Origin of the sequence: Flavobacterium sp. HSC-61S13, assembly GCF_024171535.1 — a bacterium.
In the GTDB taxonomy this organism is placed as follows: domain Bacteria; phylum Bacteroidota; class Bacteroidia; order Flavobacteriales; family Flavobacteriaceae; genus Flavobacterium.
Genome location: NZ_JALJZV010000008.1, coordinates 44,257 through 63,394 on the forward strand (window position 1 = coordinate 44,257; position 19,138 = coordinate 63,394).

Sequence of the window (19,138 nt, forward strand, 5' to 3'; positions counted from 1 at the left end):
CAATGCGGATCAATTATTTTTTAGCTCTAACTTTTCTTACTCTCGGATCGGTATATGCACAGACCAACCAGGCTCAGGATCAATTTTGGAATCAACTGCAGTCTCGCTGTGGACAGGCATTTGCCGGTAAAATGACTACAGACCCCATACCTAAAGACTTTTCGGGAAAGGAACTCGCTATGTTTGTTATGAGCTGTTCGGATACGGAAATCAAAATTCCTTTTTATGTAGGTGATGATCACTCGCGCACTTGGGTATTTACAAAAACACCGCAGGGTATTGAATTAAAACACGATCACCGTTTAAAAGACGGTTCCGAAGATAAAATCACACAATACGGAGGTACAACCACCAATACGGGAAGTAGCACGATACAATATTTTCCAGCGGATCAAGAAACCACGGATTTAATTCCAGCCGCGGCTGGAAATGTATGGTGGGTGACGATTAATGGCAGTGAATATACCTACAATCTCAGACGCGTAGATTCTCCGAATCACTTTCAAGTTCAATTTGATCTAACAAAAGAAATTCCCCAACCGCAACGTCCTTGGGGACATGAATAAAAAAGACTTTTTTTTGCAAAAATTCTGATAAGCAGCCCTCTTTGGGCTGTTTTTTTATTATAACTTCTTCGAAATATTATTTTATTAAGAAAAAATTAAAAGAGTTCTATCGGAAATAGATTAAATTTATAAGATCAGCGGATTAATCGCTAATGATGGTTATGTTGTAGGATGTCAGAATTCAAAAACTTCTTCGCGGTTGTAAATGCAACTGTAAAGGACAGGATTGATTGGTATTCCAGATAATAACCGTTTATTTTTTAAATCAATAAAATTACAAATTATGAAATTCACTAGAACAGCAAATGCCATTTGGCACAAAGACGTAAAAACGGGAAGTGGTACGATCAGTACAGAGAGCAAAGTATTGGATCAAGCACCCTATGCCTTTAAAACGCGATTTGAAAATGGTAACCCCGGTACGAATCCTGAAGAATTACTCGGAGCAGCTCATGCAGGTTGTTTTACCATGCAATTAAGTGCCTTGTTGAGTGAGCAAGGATTTGTTCCCGATGAATTGGCTACTCAAGCCTTAGTAACTTTTGAAGACGGAAGTATTGCGTTGATTGAATTGATCGTCAATGCCACTGTACCGAACATTTCTGCCGAAGTTTTTAATGCTACCGCTCAAAAAGCGAAGGAAATTTGCCCACTGTCTAAAGCCTTACAAACAGTTAAAATCGAATTAAAGGCCAATTTGAAATAAAGATAAAATCAGCATGGAAATAGGTATAAGTATGTTTGGGGATCTTTCCTTTGACAAAAAAACTCAAAAATTTCAATCTCCTCAATTGCGCTTAGAGGAAATGATGGAAGAGATCAAATTAGCCGATGAAGTGGGGTTGGATGTTTTTGGTATCGGTGAACACCACAGACCGGATTTCTCGGTCTCTGCGCCCGAGATCATTTTAGCTGCTGCGGCTACGATTACCAAAAACATTAAATTAACCAGTTCGGTAACGGTCTTGAGTTCTGTTGATCCGGTAAGAACTTTTCAAAACTTTTCTACAGTGGATCTGTTGTCCAACGGACGTGCAGAAATCACGGTCGGCAGGGGTAGTTTTACAGAGTCATTTCCACTTTTTGGCTACGACTTGGATCATTATTCGGAACTATTTGTTGAAAAACTCGATTTGTTGATTAACATCAATACTCATGAAGAGGCGTTTAGTTGGAAGGGGGATTTCCGAGCACCCTTACACGAGCAACAGGTGCTACCGAGACCGACAAAACCCTTGGATATATGGGTAGCCGTAGGCGGTACTCCAGAATCTGTGGTACGGGCAGCTCGATTGGGATTGCCGTTAATCATAGCGATTATCGGCGGTATGCCACGCCAGTTTAAACCGTTTTTTGACCTGTATCGACAAGAATATATAACGGCGGGCCACGATGTCTCTAAAATGCAATTGGCAACGCATTCCCACGGTTTTATTGGCGAACATTCACAGCATACCGCCAATAAGTATTTTGACAACTATGCCGAACAGATGAATAGAATCGGTCGCAGCAGAGGTTGGTCGCCCTATACCAAAGAACAATATGAAGGCGGTAGAAGTAAAGAAGGGGCATTGTTTATAGGAGATCCAAATGAAGTGATTGATAAAATGTTATACCATATAGAAATGTTTGGACTCACTCGTTTCCTATTACATGTAGATATCGGTGCACCTGCCCATAAAGATTTGATGAAGTCAATCGAATTATTGGGAACTCATGTTGCTCCAGCGGTTAGAAAAGCAACCAAGGCATAATAGAAATAGTGCTAAGCCATTTTTAACAGCTCTACTGAAGTATACTGGACTAAATCGTATTGATTTTTTATAAAATTAATTAACGAAATAATTGATCTTATAGTTGATGAAGGTTTGTTTTTATTAAAATTTTTTAATAAAGTGTGGTTGTTTTTGATTTTTAATCTGTAGATTAGGTAAAGGATTATATGTAAAACATCCGAAAAAAGCTTGTTTACAGCTCTATTTCAATAACAACAAAATGAAATCGTATGAGAAAAAACGTATTAAAATTAGGAATTATTTTGAGTACAATAGCTCTAATTTCTTGTAACGACAAAAAGCAACAAACGGCGGCTGAAAAAGAAAGCGTGCCGAGTGAACTGACGGATATCGATCGTGGAAAGGCCATTTTACAGAGTTTGGTTTCGCAGGATTCCACAGCCTTGGACTATATATCCGATTCGCAATACATACAGCACAATGTGTATGTACCCGACGGCAAACAAGCCTTTAGGGATTTTAGAAAATCGATGATGAATACGGGTGTCAACATTGACATAGTCCGTGCTTTTCAAGATAATGATGTGGTAGTAATCCAAGCGGTATATGATGCAGGAGATAAAAAAACGGTCGGTTTTGACCTGTTTAGATTTAAAGACGGCAAAGCGGTAGAGCATTGGGACAATGCGCAAGCCTTGAGAGAAACGGCTAGCGGACATACGATGTACGATGGAGAAGCGGTGGTTAGTGATCTCGATAAAACGGAAGCCAATAAAACCTTAGTAAAAGCATTTGTAACGGATTTTCTAGTAAATGGTGATATAAACGCTATTGACAACTATGTCAACAGCGAAAAATACATACAGCACAATCCAGATATTAAAGACGGCATTGTCGGTTTAAAAACGGCATTGGCTGCTATGAAAGAAAAGGGGATTAAATTAACTTACAACAAAATACACCATGTATTTGGTCAAGGCAATTTTGTATTGGTGGTTTCGGAGTCCAATAGTATGGGGAAACCCTTGTCTATTTACGATCTCTTTAGAGTGGAAAATGGAAAGATTTCGGAGCATTGGGACATTATTGAAGAAATTCCAGCAAAGGATAAATGGGCAAATCCCCATGGTAAATTTTAAAGCCACTTAGGGGTTATCTAAAAATAGATAACCCCTTTTTTTATGGATAAAATTACTGATCCACCCATTAGAACGGGGCAGTAAGGGATTAAAAGGATTGCCCAACCTAAGTGGACAAGCAGGGAAACAGCTGATGGTAAAAAACAGTATGCGATGTTTGGGAAAATTTGCATTTTAATCAGATGCTTGACCTAAGCATGTTTAATTTTATGTATAGCTGTATTTTATAAAGGATTTTCTTGATTTCTATTAAAACTGTAACTACATTTCCGCTATGCTTTTTATCCTATGTATATGACAAAATGTTTACTGTTTTTCTGTTGTTTTTTTCTTGGCTTTTCAGCTTCAGCTCAACTTCAAAAGAAGGCAGCGTCGCCCGATGCTAGAGTTCAAATTCCTTTTGAACTAACGGCCTACAACAACATACTAATACCCGTAATTTTAAACGGAAGAGACACGGTAAAACTGATGTTTCACACGGCTGCTGATGCGGTCAATCTAACCGAAGAAGCCACCAAACGCGTGAAATTGGATTTCCAGCGTACCGACAGTGTCAAAAGTTGGGGTGGCGACCAAAACACTTCTCGATTTAGCCCGGTCAATACGGTGCAGCTCGGGACTATGGTATTTGAAAATGTTCCAATATGGGAAGACACCAACTCAGGACAGGGTAGCGATGGGAAATTTGGAATAAATCTTTTTGAAGGAAAAACCATTCAAATCGATTTTGAACACAAAGAATTGGTATTGCGAGATAACTTACCTTCGGATATAGAAACATATTCCAAACAACGGTTAATCCAGGAGAACGGTTATTTATTTATTCACGCTTTAGCTACGATTGATTCAAAAATATTGATTAATAAATACTTGATTCACTCGGGTTATGCGGGAGCGGTATTATTAGATGATGTATTTGTCGAAAAATTCGGTATAGCTGATAAACTGACTGTCATCAATCAAAAAGAACTCAAAGACTCCTTTGGAAATGTATTAAAAACCCAAAGGGCTATATTGCCGCAATTCCGCATCGGTAATATCCTTTTAGAGGAGGTTCCCGTCGGTTTCTTTAGCGGTGCTTTAAGCCGTCAAAAGATGAGTGTTGTTGGAGGCGATATTTTAAAGCGCTTTCAAATGGTCCTAGATGCGAAACGGGAGTTTATTTATTTAAAGAGCAATGCATTAATAAACGATATATATAAGGGCGTTTGATAAAGTTTTAACTCTATTTAAAAACGTTATAGCCGAGCTATTTTCTTTGATTACCACCCACTACTATACAAAAAACATGAAAAATACGATTTGCCTTTTAATGATTCTATGCGGTTTAACGGTAACCGCACAAAAAAACATCAGCATCGAGGAGCAATGGAAACGAATCGAAGAACAAATTAGCGAAGGAAAATTTTCGAGTTTGCAACCCGACATTAACCGCGTTTTAGAGCAAGCGCGTAAAGAAAAGGACTATCCCAATGCGATTAAGGCGCTTTTTTACGATGCTAAAATCAAGATAGTTACTTCGGAAAAAGACGATAATGTTGAGTATATTTTTGACGCTTTAAAAAGTGAATTAGCTCATGCAAAGGGAGTAGATAAATCAATTATATCGGGATATTTAGCGATGTTATATTCTACTTATTATAATGAAAACCAGTGGAGTATATATAGTAGGACAAAGTTGGAAAATGAAGCTGGAATGCATTTAAATGTTTGGACAAGTGGGACATTTTGGAAAACAATAGATGCTTACTACAGGCAAGCGTTAGTCGACAAAAAAACACTTCAAAAAACCCAGATTAAAGACTTGAAAGATTCTTTTGTTTGGGTAGATGCGTCGGACATGAAACTTAATTTTTCAGTTTATGATGTTCTAGTATTTCAATACAGTACTTTTCTAAATTCAAATCGTTTTGATTTAACAAAAGAATTAGAAAAAGAGAATAAACAAAAAAGTAAGAAATTATTAGATGATTTGGCGATCGATTTTCAGAAAAAAAAATATCTGGAAGGTGAAATTTACACGCGATTATATCAATTTCAATCTGAAACATCAGATGAGAATATTTTAGAAATATCTGAAAAGTATAGGGAATTAGCCAATAAATATTCTTCATTACCCATTACAGCATATATATACAGAAATTGGATTAATGCAGCCTATAAGAGTGCAGAAAATAGTTGGGATAAATCAGCCTACGATAGCGTATTAGAGTTGATAGATGTTGTGAAAATGAAATATCCCGATAGTGATATCAACGAGGATCTGACTCTGTTAAAAAATAAAATAACTGCCCCTATTTTAAAAGTATCAATTGAAAAATATTTGATTCCTGAACGTAATAACCCCATATTAATTAAACACAACAATATAAATCAGGTTTATGTAAAAGTATTGAAATACGACAGTACTGAAAATGATTTTGGTGAAATAAACTATAGAAAAAACGAAGATTCACAAAAAGACTATTACGATAAAATTATAGATAAATACCCATTAATTAGGGAATATCAGTCGACTTTAAAAGCTTTTGACGACTATAAAGCCCATACTACTTTACTAAATCTAGAAGCACTGCCAATAGGATCCTATGTTATATTATTTTCTAACGAACCTTTCTCAGCAATTACAGATAAAAGTGCGGTAGTCATGAATCAAATTTATGTAACTAATGCAGCAGTTATTTTTAATAAAAATACTGTTCGAGTTTATGATCGATATACGGGAAAACCTATGGCTAATAAACCGATGGTGGTTTATAGTGAAGATTATAGTGAAGAGGATGTAATTGCTGGCGAATTAGATAACGATCAGTTTAAAAGGGAAGTGAAAACCGATAGAAATGGAGAATATAATCTTGAATTTATAGATGACGATACAGAGGATTTTTATTTTAAATTGGAAGGGGAGAATATCTATTATACTAATAGATACAGTGATTTTTATGATAGTGACTATGAAGGAAAAGAAATGACATTTAAAACAAAAATATTTACTGATAGAGGTATTTATCGACCAGGTCAAACGCTTTACTTTAAAGGAGTAGTTACTCATATAATCGCTGACAAACAGCGGGTAAAGGCAAACCATAAAGTTGATATATCGTTAAGAGATGCCAACTATAAAGTAATTCAAACCTTGAATTTAATCACCAATGAATTTGGTTCGGTACAAGGGGAGTTTGTTTTACCCCAATCGGGTTTACTGGGAAATTATTCCTTGCAATCTTCGTTAGATGGTTATAAGGGTTTTTCGGTAGAAGAATACAAACGACCAAAGTTTGAGGTGCTGTTAGATACCGTAAAGGGAAACCATCATTTTGGCGATGAGATCAAAGTAAGTGGCAAGGCCAGCGCTTTTTCAGGAGCGGATATCGATCAAGGCAAGGTGACTTACCGCGTTTTTAGACAGGCATTGTATTCTTTCGATCCTTATTATAGGACGCCAAATTGGTATCGAAATAGCGATTCTGTAGAAATTGCCTTTGGAACGCTGCTCACCGATGCAAACGGACGTTTTGAAATTCCGTTTAAAGCAATCGCTGCAGATCAAAAGGAAGATAAGCCGCGTACCTATAGCTATAGAGTGGAAGTAGCGGTCATGGATGATAATGGCGAAACGCATACAGCTGAAAGCGCCGTATTGATCGGTGATTTGGGGCTGTCATTTACCTATAACTTACCGGAGGTAATTACGCCAGATCAGCTCAATCAATTTGCGGTTCGGGTCACTAATTTAAACGATCAGTTAGTCAATGCCCAAGGGGGAATGGAAATTTATCCTTTAGTGGTTCCTAATCGCGTTGTAAGAGACAGTCCTTTTGAGGTGGACTACCAGCATTATACAGAGGAAGAATTTATCCAATTATTTCCACACGAACCTTATGGCGATGAAAGGGATAGGTCAAAATGGAAGAGAGGTTCTAAGTTGTTAGAAACCACTTTTGACACACAGCAATCAACGGAGATTCATTTTAAACAAAACAAGCCTTTGAATGATGGTAAATATATCATTAAAAGCTGGGTTTGGGATAAAGAACAAAAAATTGAATCCGAGCAGTTTTTTGAAGTAAAAAATAAAATGGCGAAACTCAGTGATTCACCATCAATATTGGCGATGGACTTGGATAAAAGCAGCTATAAGATTGGAGATATAGTTCAATTGCGACTTTACTCATCAGAACAAGATTCATATGCTGTAGTCTCCTTGTTGTGTAATAACGAGACGATGATAAAAAAGAACATTGACTTAGGTGAGAAAATAGGTGTATTTGAATTTCCTGTCTTGGCTTCCTATGTTGGTCGTATTCAAATAGAGGTATTAATGATTAAATACAACAGTGTTATTTTGAAAAATCTGGACGTTAGTGTCCTGTACCCAACCCAACAGTTAGATATAAAAATGGCTACTTTACGAAATAAATTATACCCTGGAGCAAAAGAGAAATGGGAATTAACCATATCAGGCTCGAAAAAAGATCAGGTACTAGCAGAAGTTTTGGCGGGTATGTATGACGTGTCTTTAGATCAGTTTAAAACTAATAACTTTGATGAGAAATTTGTATTTCTCCGGTCTTACAATTCATATAAAGTTTCAGAAAGATTTAGAACTTCAGATGCTTTTGAAGTAGAGCATAATACTAATCGGTTACCAAATTACTATTACAATTCAAATAAGGGAAGATTGGACCAACCGTATTGGAATTTCTACGATTATTATTTTAGTAGCTATAGAATGAAGCAAGCACTTTACCGTGCAGGTAGTGCATTAGAGGGTAAAGTAGCTGGAATCCGAATAGAGGATGGCGAGGAGGACTATAATGCTGTTTTTGTAACTACAGCTTATTCAACAGCTTCTTCCATCAATGTCAGGGGAACAGCAGCATTAAATGAACAGATAAAACCTATAAATATAGTTGATGGGGAAATATTTGATGGAGATATTAACAGTATTTTGAAAGACGATATATTATCGACAAATACAATTACGGGAGACCAAGCTACATCTTTGTATGGAAGCCGTGCGATTCATGGAGTCACAGTAATAACGACTAAGAAAGGAGCTGAATTAGAAAAATTAAAACGAGTAGAAGTCCGTAAAAATCTACGGGAGACGGCTTTCTTTTACCCCAATTTAAAAACCGACAAAAGCGGCAATGTCAAAATAGAATTTACCATGCCGGAGAGTCTGACGGAATGGAAGTTTATGGCTTTTGCCCATACCAAAGATTTACAGACGGGGTATTTTGAGACCCGTGTTAAAACGCAAAAAGATTTGATGATAGTACCCAATGTACCTCGATTTTTACGCGAGGGAGACCGGGTGGTTGTAACGGCAAAAATCGTAAATCTTTTAGATGGAGAAACCGCTGGTCAGGCGAGTTTGATGTTGTTTGATGCCCTGACGATGAAACCGATTGATCATTTGTATAACAATCAAAATAACCTTCGGGAATTTAAATTAACAGCTAGCAGTTCTACTGCGGTGAACTGGGAAATTACCGTGCCGAAAAACAGTCCTCCGATAACATATCGTATGGTAGCTGCAACGGCTGATTTTTCCGATGCGGAAGAAAGTGTGCTTCCCGTATTAACCAATCGAATATTGCTTACCGAAACCCTGCCTATATTCGCAAAAGAGGGACAGCGGAAAACCTTTGAACTCGATGCTTTAAAAAATAGTAGTTCGAAAACCTTAGAACATTTTAAGTTGACTTTGGAAATGACGACCAATCCCATCTGGATGGCTGTTTTTTCATTGCCCTACTTAAGAGAGTATCCGTATGATTGTTCCGAACAGTTGTTTGGCCGTTTGTATGGAAATACAATCTCGCAACAATTGTTGAATTCAAATCCGAAGATAAAAGCGGTTTTTGACGATTGGAATTCCAAGGGAGAATTAAAATCCCCTTTAGAGAAAAATCCAGATCTCAAAAATATTTTAATAGAAGAAACCCCTTGGCTGCGCGATGCGGAATCCGATACCGAACAAAAAAAGCGATTGGCCTTGTTGTTTGATTGGAATAAAATGCAAAATGAATACGGAGTGGTTTTGGAAAAATTGCAAAAAAGACAACTTTCAAACGGCGGATTTTCCTGGTTTGATGGCGGCGCTGTAAACCCCAATATTACTCTTGAAATTTTAAGCGGTTTTGGAAGTTTAAAGAAAATGGGTGTAAAAAAAGAAATAGCCGATTCGTATGCAGCTATAGAAGACAAGACTCTACAGTTTTTAGACCAGTATTACTATAAAAACTACTTGGATACTAAGGAGAAAGAACAGGGTCTTCAAAACGATCAAATACAGTATTTATATGCGAGAAGTTTCTTTTTAGACGAAAAACCACTGAGTGCAGATTTGAAAAAAATGGCAGCTGCTTATGTGTCGATGATATCGGAAAAACCTATGGAAAGCGCCTTGTCCATTAGAGTAATGGAAGCCTTGATTTTGCATCGATTTGGAAAAACAACCGAGGCAAAGACGATACTGCATCAAATAAAAGAAAGAGCGGTGATGTCAGACGAAATGGGCATGTATTGGAAATCCAATCAAGCGGGTTGGCAGTGGTATCAAACCCCTATTGAAACGCAAGCCTTGCTGATAGAAGCTTTTGATGAGGTTGCTCGTGATGAAAAAGCTGTAGCGGAAATGAAGATTTGGTTGTTAAAAAACAGAGCTACAAACGGCTGGAAGTCGACCAAGGCAACCACGAGGGCGGTATATGCACTGTTAAATACGGGTGCATCACCGTTGGATGCTGCAAGCGTTGTCGATATATGGGTGGGCAAGCAGCAAATAGATTTAAATCAAGAAGCACAGTCGGGTAGCGGTTATACAAAACACACTTGGAACAAAGAAGCTATTTCAAAAGATCAAGCTACAGTAACGGTTGACAAACAAAGTGCGGGTACCGCATGGGGAGCTTTGTATTGGCAGTATTTCGAAGACTTGAATAAAGTTGATAAAACGGCTACTAACATAAAAATCCACAAGCAAATGTACATCGCAACCAATTCGGCTTCAGGTCCTGTTTTAAAGGCGGTAACCGATTCAAATCCGATTAAAGTGGGCGATAAAGTAACGGTACGCCTTGAGGTAACCACCGATCGCGATATGGAATTTATACACCTCAAAGACATGCGCGCCAGCGGATTGGAGCCCATCAATGCAATTTCTGGATATAAATGGGGCAATCGCACCGCTTATTACCAAGAGACCAGAGATGTGGCTACAAACTTCTTTATCGACGCGCTAAAAAAGGGAACCTATGTGTTTGAATATGAACTCAGAGCCAATACAGCTGGGGTGTTTTCAAACGGGATAGCCACTTTACAAAATATGTACGCACCGGAAATGAGTGCGCATACTGAAGGTGTCGTAATAGAAATAAAATAATTAAGTCATAAAAAATACGGCTAAAGAAGTCCTTGAACTTCTTTAGCCGTATAGATGATTTTTTTTCGATTTAATAATTTTAAAAAAATGGAAATGTATAAGACTGTGGTGACAATAGGAGAAAATTTGAATTTCTCATTTTTAACCAGCTTTTTTTCTATTTAAAATATTTATAGAATCCTTTAGTTGATCAAGTTGCTTATCCTTAATGTAATTCATTTCTTTTCCATTAGATTCCCCCATTTTATAAGCGATTGTCCCTACAGTTGTGCTAATAGATAGAATAACAAACCAAAATAACTTACTTGATATTAAATTTATAATATCATTTTTCACTCCTTCTTTATTTGGCTCAATCTCTTGACAAGAATTTATGGCTCCTTTTAATTTGGCAAGTTCTTTATTAAAAGATTCACGATAGTTTCCTGAAAATTTAGTTTGATCCACCAATTTGAAAGCTTTGAGTGGCCCACTATCATTATTATAATTTAATCTAATAAAATGTTCAACTTTTGAAACCCATGAGTTTAATTCTATGCTAGCGTCTGAGTAATAAATTAGATGCCCATTAAGATCTGTGCCGGGTCTCCTATTATTATCAAAATTTAATTTATCCCCTTCTTTTATTAAAGAATCAAGTACTTTTCTCTTGCTTTTTTTCATTTTATCAATTATCTAATTTTATTCTATACTTCATAACTTGTACTGACACTTATAATGATGTAATACATCATAATTTCATAAGTATATATATATTCAGCTTTTAAAATGCATTTTTTGATTTGTCCATCGAAGAAAAATCTCTAAAAACATAGTTTAAAGAGGTTGTAAATAGTAACTAAATCTATAAAAAAAGTACATTTTATTTTACACCTGTATATATTTCAATTATACCTTACCAAATCTTTGTTACGACTATTAATTATTCTATTAATACTTTTGGTATTAAAGCATTACCATCATGGAATTCTTCTACGATGTGAATGTTATTTAAATGAGATAAGGCTTCAACAGGAATATGCTCTAAAACAATCATCTGAAAATTTCCAGTATTACTCTTTCTCGTATGAATAAAGTTGTCAAGTAGCTCAAATGCCTTTGTTATTTTATAATCATCGCTCTGTGGATCATTCGTTTTTCTCTTTCCGTTCGTCCCATAATATGGCCTACTAGGTTGATCTATTATTAGGAAAGGGGCAACAAATGGAGATTTGTTTTGAAAGATTACTTCATGGATTGCAAGAGAAAAAAACAACTGTAGAAACATATGATTAGAACTGCTGCCGACGTTCTCTATGTAAGAAGTTTTAGGTTTTCTTAAAAGCAATGCTTTATTTTTATAATCAAAGACAGGTTGATATGTTGAATAATTTGAGAGAGCTTTTTCAGATTCGACCATGTATTCACTAATAATTTCTTCCGTGAGTTTAATTGTTAATTCTCGTTTTTCTTCAGTATTTACTACAACTAATTGCATAATCTCCTCTTGTAAATCTCTGATTTCTTCATCATATGTCGGAAAAGAAGATGATGAGTTTGTTGAGAATATTTCAAGTTTTGATTTTATTTGGCCTAAAAAGAAATATTTTTCTCTTTCATTTTCAAAACTCTTATTATCTGTAGATAATAAATCTAATTTTGATTTTATTATTCCTAGATCATTTTCAAAACCCTTTATTGTATCCTTAACTTGTATGTCTATTGGAGTGTTACTGCTATACGCTTTTCGGATTGAAATTAAATCTTTAGTATATGACTCGACAAGCTCTTCAAAAATTGATGTTTTAATTATTTCAGAATCATTCTCAATTAAGAACTCAAGTGGTTTAAGACTGTCTTCAAGATTTGATAGAGACTTTTTATAATTAGTATATTCAGATGAAAACTGATTTAAATTTTTAATTTTTCTTTGTAAAGTGTAATATAATGATTGTAATTTTTCTTTTTCAGAGCTTATCACAGACTCTGTCTCATATCCTTTAATAGCTTTTTCAAGTTCAACTAATAAATTCTCAGTATTGGTATCATTGCTAACTATATTATATTCCTTAGCTTTTTTCAAAATTTCTATACGCTCCTGTTTGAAATCTGAAGTTTTTGATAATATTGTTTTGTTTTTCCTTATAGATTTAGCTAAATGGTTTTCGAGTTCTGCTTTTTTTTCACTTTTCAAAACATTCTCAACAGTTTCTATTCCTAAAGCTAAATCAAATATTCTTGGAAGTGCCTCTTTATATCTGATTTCATTTTGTTTATCAAAAAAAACACCTTGATCATTTTCAATAATATTTCCTGAGATAGTATTAAACATTAAAAAGTACCGTAGTGAAATTTTGGTACCGGACTTTATATAATTACTGCCATATCCTGTTGGAAATTTAGCATCTCTATCTATTTGGAATTCTGTCTCAATAATTGATTTTATTGCATTTTCGGAGTTATTTGATGATACAATCAAAGGTATCTCGCCAAATGAAGAAAAGTAGTAATTATTGGAAACTTTACCTTCTGATAGGGCTTGTCTTGCTAAGGTATAATTTTTGTCATTTATCGAAATATTTATTCCATACCACAAAACATTCTCATTAATCATACTTTCCGATATTCTGCTTTTGCTGGCAAAGAAACAATAATCAATAATTTCAAGAATAGCACTTTTACCTGTATGACTTCCACCAGTGATTAAATTGACTTTATTTCGTTTAAATTCTATTTCTCTAATTCTACCATTTTTTAACCATAAAATGATTTTATTTATATTGAATTTCATAATTGAATTCTTAAGTTTAAGTATAGTTTGTCTTCATTTGCTGAAAGTAGCGATACGATATTGTTAGCAGCTTGAAATATTTTTTTTGCTCTTTTACCCATTTTAGAATTATATTCTAAGGTTTTAATCTTATATATTATGCCATCTTTAATCTCAATATATCCCATTTCTATCAAGTATTGGAGTGATGAAAATGTTAAACTCAAAGAATCGTAATATCTAAGGTTTATATTTGAAAAATAATTAGTCTTTTCTGCAATTAGTTTTTCTATACTAGTTACCTGAGTAGTTGATCTGGCCAAATAATTTAAACACTCATTATGAGTGACAAGTGGCAATATTAAAGTGATTTTAGCAATTGATAGTTGAGTATCTAAATTTAATACAGAGCTAATTGTGACAATGCCGATACCGATGTTATTATAATCTATTTTCATTATTTATGTTTTTCCCAATCTTTTCTCCAACCTATAATTGGTTCGTCCGAAAGCGCATAAAACTTTCCATTACTCATATCAACATCAAACTCTTGTCCTGTTAGTTTGAGAGAATGTTTAAGCATAGTTTTAAGTACTTCAATACCTTTACTATTATATTGTTCATCTGAATAATGACCCACATGTTGTAAACGAAATTCACTATCCCATAAGTTATATGCGTTATCTTTTAAAGTTTTTAACTCTAAATCAGTAATTTCTCCTTCCCTTTTCCAGTTCTCAATGTTATTTAATAATTTGAGTTTGAATAGAGTTAATCTACTAATGTATTCAATATCAGTTTTTTCAACATACCCAATTTCCATTAACTGTTTAATAAAAATCTGATTTTCTAATTTATCTGGAAGTAAGCCCTTATATTCTTGAACAACTAATGTATTATTTCTGTAAATATCAAAGTACCCTCTATATTTTCTATAAAACTCATCAAAAGTAATTTCAATTTTCAAACCATTCTTGACTTGTATAAAATTATCTTTACGTAATTTAGAATCAATAGTAGTAAATGCTTGATCGATTTTGTTTTGCGGAACCATTTTAGATTTAATAGCTTGTTCACATTTTGTAAGTATATCGCTATCATCTAGGTGAAAGAATGTATTTAATAAAAAATGTTCAATAACCTCTTCATCTAAATTTATTACATCATTAATATAATCTTTTAATTCTATATTGGTTGTATTGCTACATAAGCTTTGGAAATAACTGATGACATCGTTTTTGTTCTTAGAACCACTTTGAAGTTCGTTAATTATACCTACTACTTTATTAGATTTATTAGATGATTTATTGCTTGCTAAAACAAAACTTGTTTTCTGTATAAAACTTAGCTGAGCTTGAATTGTTTCTCGTGAGTCATTTTTATCGCTTATTACCTTAGACCAGTTTGAGAATGTTTTCCACATATCTAAATCTGAGGTAGTCAAATTTATTGGATTGCCCACAGTATTTTTTTTAATAGTATGCTTTAATTGATAAAGCATCTGATGATTGTTCCTTAAATCAGTATGTACATCATCTTTAACTTCTAACCCAACAGATTCATTAGGTTGCAACATAAGTACTTTCCATAAGAAGAAGTAGTACTGATAATCGAAACCGATCGATTTTGATTCAGCAGCTGTTTTTTCTATATGTGTTTTATTATCATTCATAGTACTTAACATTAAATTGTCCTTTGACTAAAAATTAGCCATAAATTGTTTTTTAAGAAACCTCGACTTAACCCTTTACCAAAAGCTAGATAAAATTTTCATAAAATTAATGCAAACATATTCTATATTTTGTTAACATATGTATGAAAAATTGCAAATAGCATATGAAAATAAAAGAACCAAGATAATTATTAACTAAAACACGGAGTATTTTAAATAAGGAGTCCAAGTGGACTGGGTAATAAGCACAAAAAAAGCCTAACCCAAGGTTAAGCTTTATATACGGTTGATGAGGGATTACTTGGTTTGAAGCAGCTTTTCTAAGCGCAGCATCATCTCGTCTTTTTCTTTAAGCATACGCTCGTAGAGGGCGATTTTTTCGTTGTGTATTTGTAGGATGGTATCAACGGGATTGAATGTAGGATAGTTGTTATAAACAAATCCTGTAGCATGGTCACTATTTGTAAAAGTATTTGCAATAATGTTTACAGCCTGTTCCTCATCAAAATTTTCAATGGCTTCTGCGGGTATTTTTAGTATTTGCGCCACTTGTTGCAGTAAACTGCTTTCTATGGCTTCTTTTTGCTCGAGTAGGGATATTTTTTGCTGATTCCAGTCTTCTCCCAATTCAAAAGCCAAGGCGTCTTGTTTGATACCTAGCATTTCTCGAAAACGTTTGATGTTTCTGCCTTGGTGGATTTTGTGGTTGCTGCTGTTTTGTGTCATGGCGTCAAAATTAAAATAAACTCTGAGTTAAAGATAATTAAATTGCTGTAAAAAACGGCTATTCGTTTGTAATTTACATTTTGAGACTGTTTTTTACCGCATTTAAAATACCTTTTTTTATCACTCACTTTTAAATGGCGTGATGATGAAAAACAAGACAAAAAATGAAATAAAGACAAGACAGTTAACCATTTGCGGGAAATACACTCCTAAAAAATATGGAGGAGGCAGCACTTTTCCGATGGTAGTACTCAGTGGAAAATGGTTTGAAGAGATTGGTTTTAAACCCGGTCATGTGATTGATGTTATTTATAGCAATACCGGCTCGGTGGTGCTTACCTTGGCTAAGGAACAGCGCTTTGAGCATTTAAAGTAAAGCGGTTTTTTCATAATACACTTTTGCTACCGCATAAAATTGTGAACGGCAAGTCGTGACCATTTTCCGTGGTGACTTCTCAAGGCACTTTCTGATGGTCACCGTTTCCTGTTACGTGTTTTTTATTTAAAAGAGAATAAATGAAAAATACATGGCAGTATGAAAGCGTTTTTTTATAACCTAGCAACAACCTTAGTTAGGAATTTGATTTATGCCCAGTTTTTTGTGAAATTCAGGTTATCTATGGATAAGCTCTTATAATAAAAAACCCTCCATTGTTGATGGAGGGCGCTATCTTGAAGTTTTAAAATCTTTCTTGTAAATCTATCTTGATGTTCTTTTAATTGTATGTAAAATATACTTGCTAATCTCAATATCTTGTTCTATATATAACAAAAATACGACAAATAATTTTTATAATCCAAATATTTACGTGTTTTTTTACACTTTTAACCATTCGTCGTCAGGTTTAGCTATAGGTCTGGCGTTGTTGATTGCCATATCGAGAGTCAAACAGGTTGAAGCTCTATAGACGCCATTTTCTTTTTCAATTACTAATGCTAAATCAGCATTCGCTTTTGTTTGTAAACAAAGTGGCAATAGTAATTGAAGTTTACCTTTGTAATATTGCGGTATAGCGGTTTTATAATTTCGTTTGACTCTTTTTTTCGCATCTTCAATCGTTCCATTTATGATGTTAGATAATAAATGATTCTCCATTGAATTGAAAGGAGAAGGGAAACGAGACTTGTTATCTTGTATTATATGATCAATATTTGTCCGTAACTCAAGTTTAACATCATATATCAAATCAGCTGGGTCAGAGATATAAAATGCTGTATCAGCTAATTTGGCAAATTTTGACAAATCTCTATGACTGGATTTTCTCCAAGCAATAAAATAATAGGGTATTGTTGCACTAGGTTTTTTGTTGTCTTGAAAATAGGCGAAAATTTCCTCTTGATTTTCAGTAACTAAACCGGTATTAAAGCAAGCGAATTCGCCTTCCGTTTCTATTTTGTTTTCACTTTGAATCTTGTCGAAAGTATGATGTATATAATTTGCTAGAATTTGATTTCTACCATTCGGATGTTTGTTATAATCCCAATTTTCAGACATTGCAAGTGTTTTTAATTCTTCAATACTTTTTGTGAAATCAGGAAACCAAGAAAATTGAAATAAAGCCATATATTTTTATTATAAATGCAATTAAGTCTATTTTTTTTAAATCATGCTGTTTAACAATTACAGTTAACTGGTTTCGTATTGGCTATAGTGGGGGATTGGGAATACGAAACGATTAATTTCGCACTAGTCTAAACAACAGTGTCTTATTGTTTTGTAAAACATAAAAAAAGAAAATTTATACGGATTTTGCAATAAAAAAAAGGAGAAATTTTAGATTTCTCCTTAAGTCGGTATTTCGCCAAAGCGAATTTTTATAAAGTAAACGTATTTTGTGGCAATGCGGTTTAGGTACATTGCATAATATAGCCGCTTACTTTTGTTTTATCGCACCAAAACACATAACAAATGCCGCCGCTTCCAAAATAGACTTCGCCATTTTCTATATCAGGTAAGTCTGCGTCCAGTTGCATTAAAAAGTCCATTTTTTCTCCGCTAATTGGACAAATCAGGACTTCTGCACTTTGAATCCAGCTAGGCTCACCACCGAGCCTAAATAAGTTTTCTCTACTGTTTGCACTTCCCCAACTTTGATAAAACCATCTATCGGGCGATGCTGAAAACGAAACAAAGGTTTCTTGTATCGGTAGATCGGAATAAATTTCTATGTTTTTGAGTTCTCCTATTTTTGAAGGTTGCCCATTTTCGTCGTGTTGGTAAAACACCGCGCCATATTCATTGAGTTCTCGAATATGCATACCTAAGGTTAGAGTAGATAAATCCGATATCTGGAGTCCATCGGGAATTTGATCAAATGTAATCAGGTGCATGAATGGATTATTTGTATGATGGTCAATCACACCCCCAAATTTATAGCTCTTTTCGTCCGCTTTTAAATTCCAAGTCGGATGCTGTTGTTTGTTAAGGTGACTGGGTCTATCATTGACGAAATAATTTTTGGGAAAACTAAAATGCCTAAGTACATTGGGGCAATAAGGTTCTATGCGGCCGTGTCGTTTTGTAAATCCAACGAGCTCTAAATACGCGAGTAGATAATATTCTAAATCATCCTCGTCAAAAAGCTTGTTCGTTAGGGCATAATCATGCGCAAAAATGATAACCTCCAAATTTCTAGTCTCCAATAAACGCTCAAAAAGCGCTTGTTTATCTGTATTACTGGTTTCAGCGCTGATAAATAGGTTTTTAAAAATGGGAATAACATCCATGGCTAAATTCCTCCAGGGGTATGCTTCAAAATAGGTATATTCATTGGGTTTTAGTTCAAAGATTAGCCTGAGGTGTTGATGCAATAATTCAGGGAACTGCAAGCTGGCATATTCAATGACGCTTTCGGCATTCTCATTCTTGTGTTTTGTAAGAATTTCCACGGCAATAGTGATGAGTTCATCAAATTGAGGTTGGTCTATATAGCTCAGAATATCATTGAAAATCGTGGCGTTTTTGTCGAAGGTATTTAGGAATTTCGATGCAAATGCAAAGGCATCATTCGAGTTTGATGCCAAGTTAAACAGTCGCTCATAAAGGTTTGTTGTTTGCCAACCGCTTGTTTTAAAATCGCTGATTAATTGTGCTGCCTTGTCCGTCATGATACTGTAATTGAGATAGTAAGGTTTGATTACAAATATCCGAAAGTTT

The 19,138-nt window shown here is 34.7% G+C and carries 14 protein-coding genes; 7 read left to right on the forward strand and 7 right to left on the reverse strand.

Annotation, left to right across the window (positions count from 1 at the left end):
• Window positions 1-2 precede the first annotated feature (2 nt).
• The 6 genes from L1275_RS09525 to L1275_RS09550 all read left to right on the forward strand — a co-directional run bounded on the left by L1275_RS09525 (window position 3) and on the right by L1275_RS09550 (window position 10,834).
• Window positions 3-566, forward strand: coding sequence for a hypothetical protein (locus L1275_RS09525; protein ID WP_253472172.1), 564 nt, complete (start codon window positions 3-5; stop codon window positions 564-566).
• A gap of 283 nt (window positions 567-849) precedes the next feature.
• Window positions 850-1,272 (forward strand): OsmC family protein, encoded by a 423-nt coding sequence (locus tag L1275_RS09530; protein ID WP_253472173.1) that lies wholly within the window; start codon window positions 850-852, stop codon window positions 1,270-1,272.
• Window positions 1,273-1,285: 13 nt separating this feature from the next.
• Window positions 1,286-2,320 carry an LLM class flavin-dependent oxidoreductase gene (locus L1275_RS09535; protein WP_253472174.1) on the forward strand — a complete coding sequence of 345 codons (1,035 nt, stop codon included), beginning with the start codon at window positions 1,286-1,288 and terminating at the stop codon, window positions 2,318-2,320.
• Between the two features lie 251 nt (window positions 2,321-2,571).
• Complete coding sequence (locus L1275_RS09540) at window positions 2,572-3,441, forward strand: nuclear transport factor 2 family protein (protein ID WP_253472175.1); 870 nt, start codon at window positions 2,572-2,574, stop codon at window positions 3,439-3,441.
• Between the two features lie 294 nt (window positions 3,442-3,735).
• Entirely contained in the window at window positions 3,736-4,653 is a 918-nt protein-coding gene (locus L1275_RS09545; RefSeq protein WP_253472176.1) for an aspartyl protease family protein, read from the forward strand.
• 76 nt (window positions 4,654-4,729) lie between these two features.
• On the forward strand, window positions 4,730-10,834 hold the full coding sequence (locus L1275_RS09550; RefSeq protein WP_253472177.1) for an alpha-2-macroglobulin: 6,105 nt from the start codon (window positions 4,730-4,732) through the stop codon (window positions 10,832-10,834).
• A gap of 141 nt (window positions 10,835-10,975) precedes the next feature.
• Here L1275_RS09550 and L1275_RS09555 read toward each other — a convergent pair whose 3' ends face one another.
• The 5 genes from L1275_RS09555 to L1275_RS09575 form a co-directional block, all read right to left on the reverse strand.
• A complete protein-coding gene (locus L1275_RS09555) occupies window positions 10,976-11,497 on the reverse strand; it encodes a hypothetical protein (protein ID WP_253472178.1) in 522 nt (173 codons plus the stop codon).
• Window positions 11,498-11,756: 259 nt separating this feature from the next.
• The gene (locus L1275_RS09560) at window positions 11,757-13,604 is read right to left on the reverse strand and encodes a DUF3732 domain-containing protein (RefSeq protein WP_253472179.1); all 1,848 of its coding nucleotides are present in this window, start codon (window positions 13,602-13,604) and stop codon (window positions 11,757-11,759) included.
• Complete coding sequence (locus tag L1275_RS09565) at window positions 13,601-14,041, reverse strand: three component ABC system middle component (RefSeq protein ID WP_253472180.1); 441 nt, start codon at window positions 14,039-14,041, stop codon at window positions 13,601-13,603. The genes L1275_RS09560 and L1275_RS09565 overlap by 4 nt, the downstream gene beginning before the upstream one ends.
• Complete coding sequence (locus L1275_RS09570) at window positions 14,041-15,255, reverse strand: hypothetical protein (RefSeq protein ID WP_253472182.1); 1,215 nt, start codon at window positions 15,253-15,255, stop codon at window positions 14,041-14,043. Before L1275_RS09570 ends, L1275_RS09565 begins: the two co-directional genes overlap by 1 nt.
• Window positions 15,256-15,552: 297 nt before the next feature.
• Window positions 15,553-15,981, reverse strand: a complete 429-nt coding sequence (locus L1275_RS09575) for a helix-turn-helix transcriptional regulator (RefSeq protein WP_253472184.1) — start codon at window positions 15,979-15,981, stop codon at window positions 15,553-15,555.
• A 145-nt stretch (window positions 15,982-16,126) separates the two neighbouring features.
• On the opposite strand from L1275_RS09575, the gene L1275_RS09580 reads away from it, so the two are divergent.
• A complete protein-coding gene (locus L1275_RS09580) occupies window positions 16,127-16,357 on the forward strand; it encodes a hypothetical protein (RefSeq protein ID WP_253472185.1) in 231 nt (76 codons plus the stop codon).
• A 441-nt stretch (window positions 16,358-16,798) separates the two neighbouring features.
• Here L1275_RS09580 and L1275_RS09585 read toward each other — a convergent pair whose 3' ends face one another.
• Window positions 16,799-17,545 (reverse strand): DUF3825 domain-containing protein, encoded by a 747-nt coding sequence (locus tag L1275_RS09585; protein ID WP_253472186.1) that lies wholly within the window; start codon window positions 17,543-17,545, stop codon window positions 16,799-16,801.
• Window positions 17,546-17,829: 284 nt separating this feature from the next.
• Entirely contained in the window at window positions 17,830-19,089 is a 1,260-nt protein-coding gene (locus L1275_RS09590; protein ID WP_253472187.1) for a hypothetical protein, read from the reverse strand.
• Window positions 19,090-19,138 lie beyond the last annotated feature (49 nt).

Excerpts from the sequence above, each read along its gene's own strand:
- L1275_RS09545 (WP_253472176.1), top strand. The coding sequence starts at position 3,736 with ATGACAAAATGTTTACTGTTTTTCTGTTGTTTTTTTCTTGGCTTTTCA.
- L1275_RS09530 (WP_253472173.1), top strand. The coding sequence starts at position 850 with ATGAAATTCACTAGAACAGCAAATGCCATTTGGCACAAAGACGTAAAA.
- L1275_RS09525 (WP_253472172.1), top strand. The coding sequence starts at position 3 with ATGCGGATCAATTATTTTTTAGCTCTAACTTTTCTTACTCTCGGATCG.
- L1275_RS09580 (WP_253472185.1), top strand. The coding sequence starts at position 16,127 with ATGAAAAACAAGACAAAAAATGAAATAAAGACAAGACAGTTAACCATT.
- L1275_RS09560 (WP_253472179.1), bottom strand. The coding sequence starts at position 13,604 with ATGAAATTCAATATAAATAAAATCATTTTATGGTTAAAAAATGGTAGA.
- L1275_RS09570 (WP_253472182.1), bottom strand. The coding sequence starts at position 15,255 with ATGAATGATAATAAAACACATATAGAAAAAACAGCTGCTGAATCAAAA.
- L1275_RS09585 (WP_253472186.1), bottom strand. The coding sequence starts at position 17,545 with ATGGCTTTATTTCAATTTTCTTGGTTTCCTGATTTCACAAAAAGTATT.
- L1275_RS09590 (WP_253472187.1), bottom strand. The coding sequence starts at position 19,089 with ATGACGGACAAGGCAGCACAATTAATCAGCGATTTTAAAACAAGCGGT.
- L1275_RS09540 (WP_253472175.1), top strand. The coding sequence starts at position 2,572 with ATGAGAAAAAACGTATTAAAATTAGGAATTATTTTGAGTACAATAGCT.
- L1275_RS09550 (WP_253472177.1), top strand. The coding sequence starts at position 4,730 with ATGAAAAATACGATTTGCCTTTTAATGATTCTATGCGGTTTAACGGTA.
- L1275_RS09575 (WP_253472184.1), bottom strand. The coding sequence starts at position 15,981 with ATGACACAAAACAGCAGCAACCACAAAATCCACCAAGGCAGAAACATC.
- L1275_RS09565 (WP_253472180.1), bottom strand. The coding sequence starts at position 14,041 with ATGAAAATAGATTATAATAACATCGGTATCGGCATTGTCACAATTAGC.
- L1275_RS09535 (WP_253472174.1), top strand. The coding sequence starts at position 1,286 with ATGGAAATAGGTATAAGTATGTTTGGGGATCTTTCCTTTGACAAAAAA.
- L1275_RS09555 (WP_253472178.1), bottom strand. The coding sequence starts at position 11,497 with ATGAAAAAAAGCAAGAGAAAAGTACTTGATTCTTTAATAAAAGAAGGG.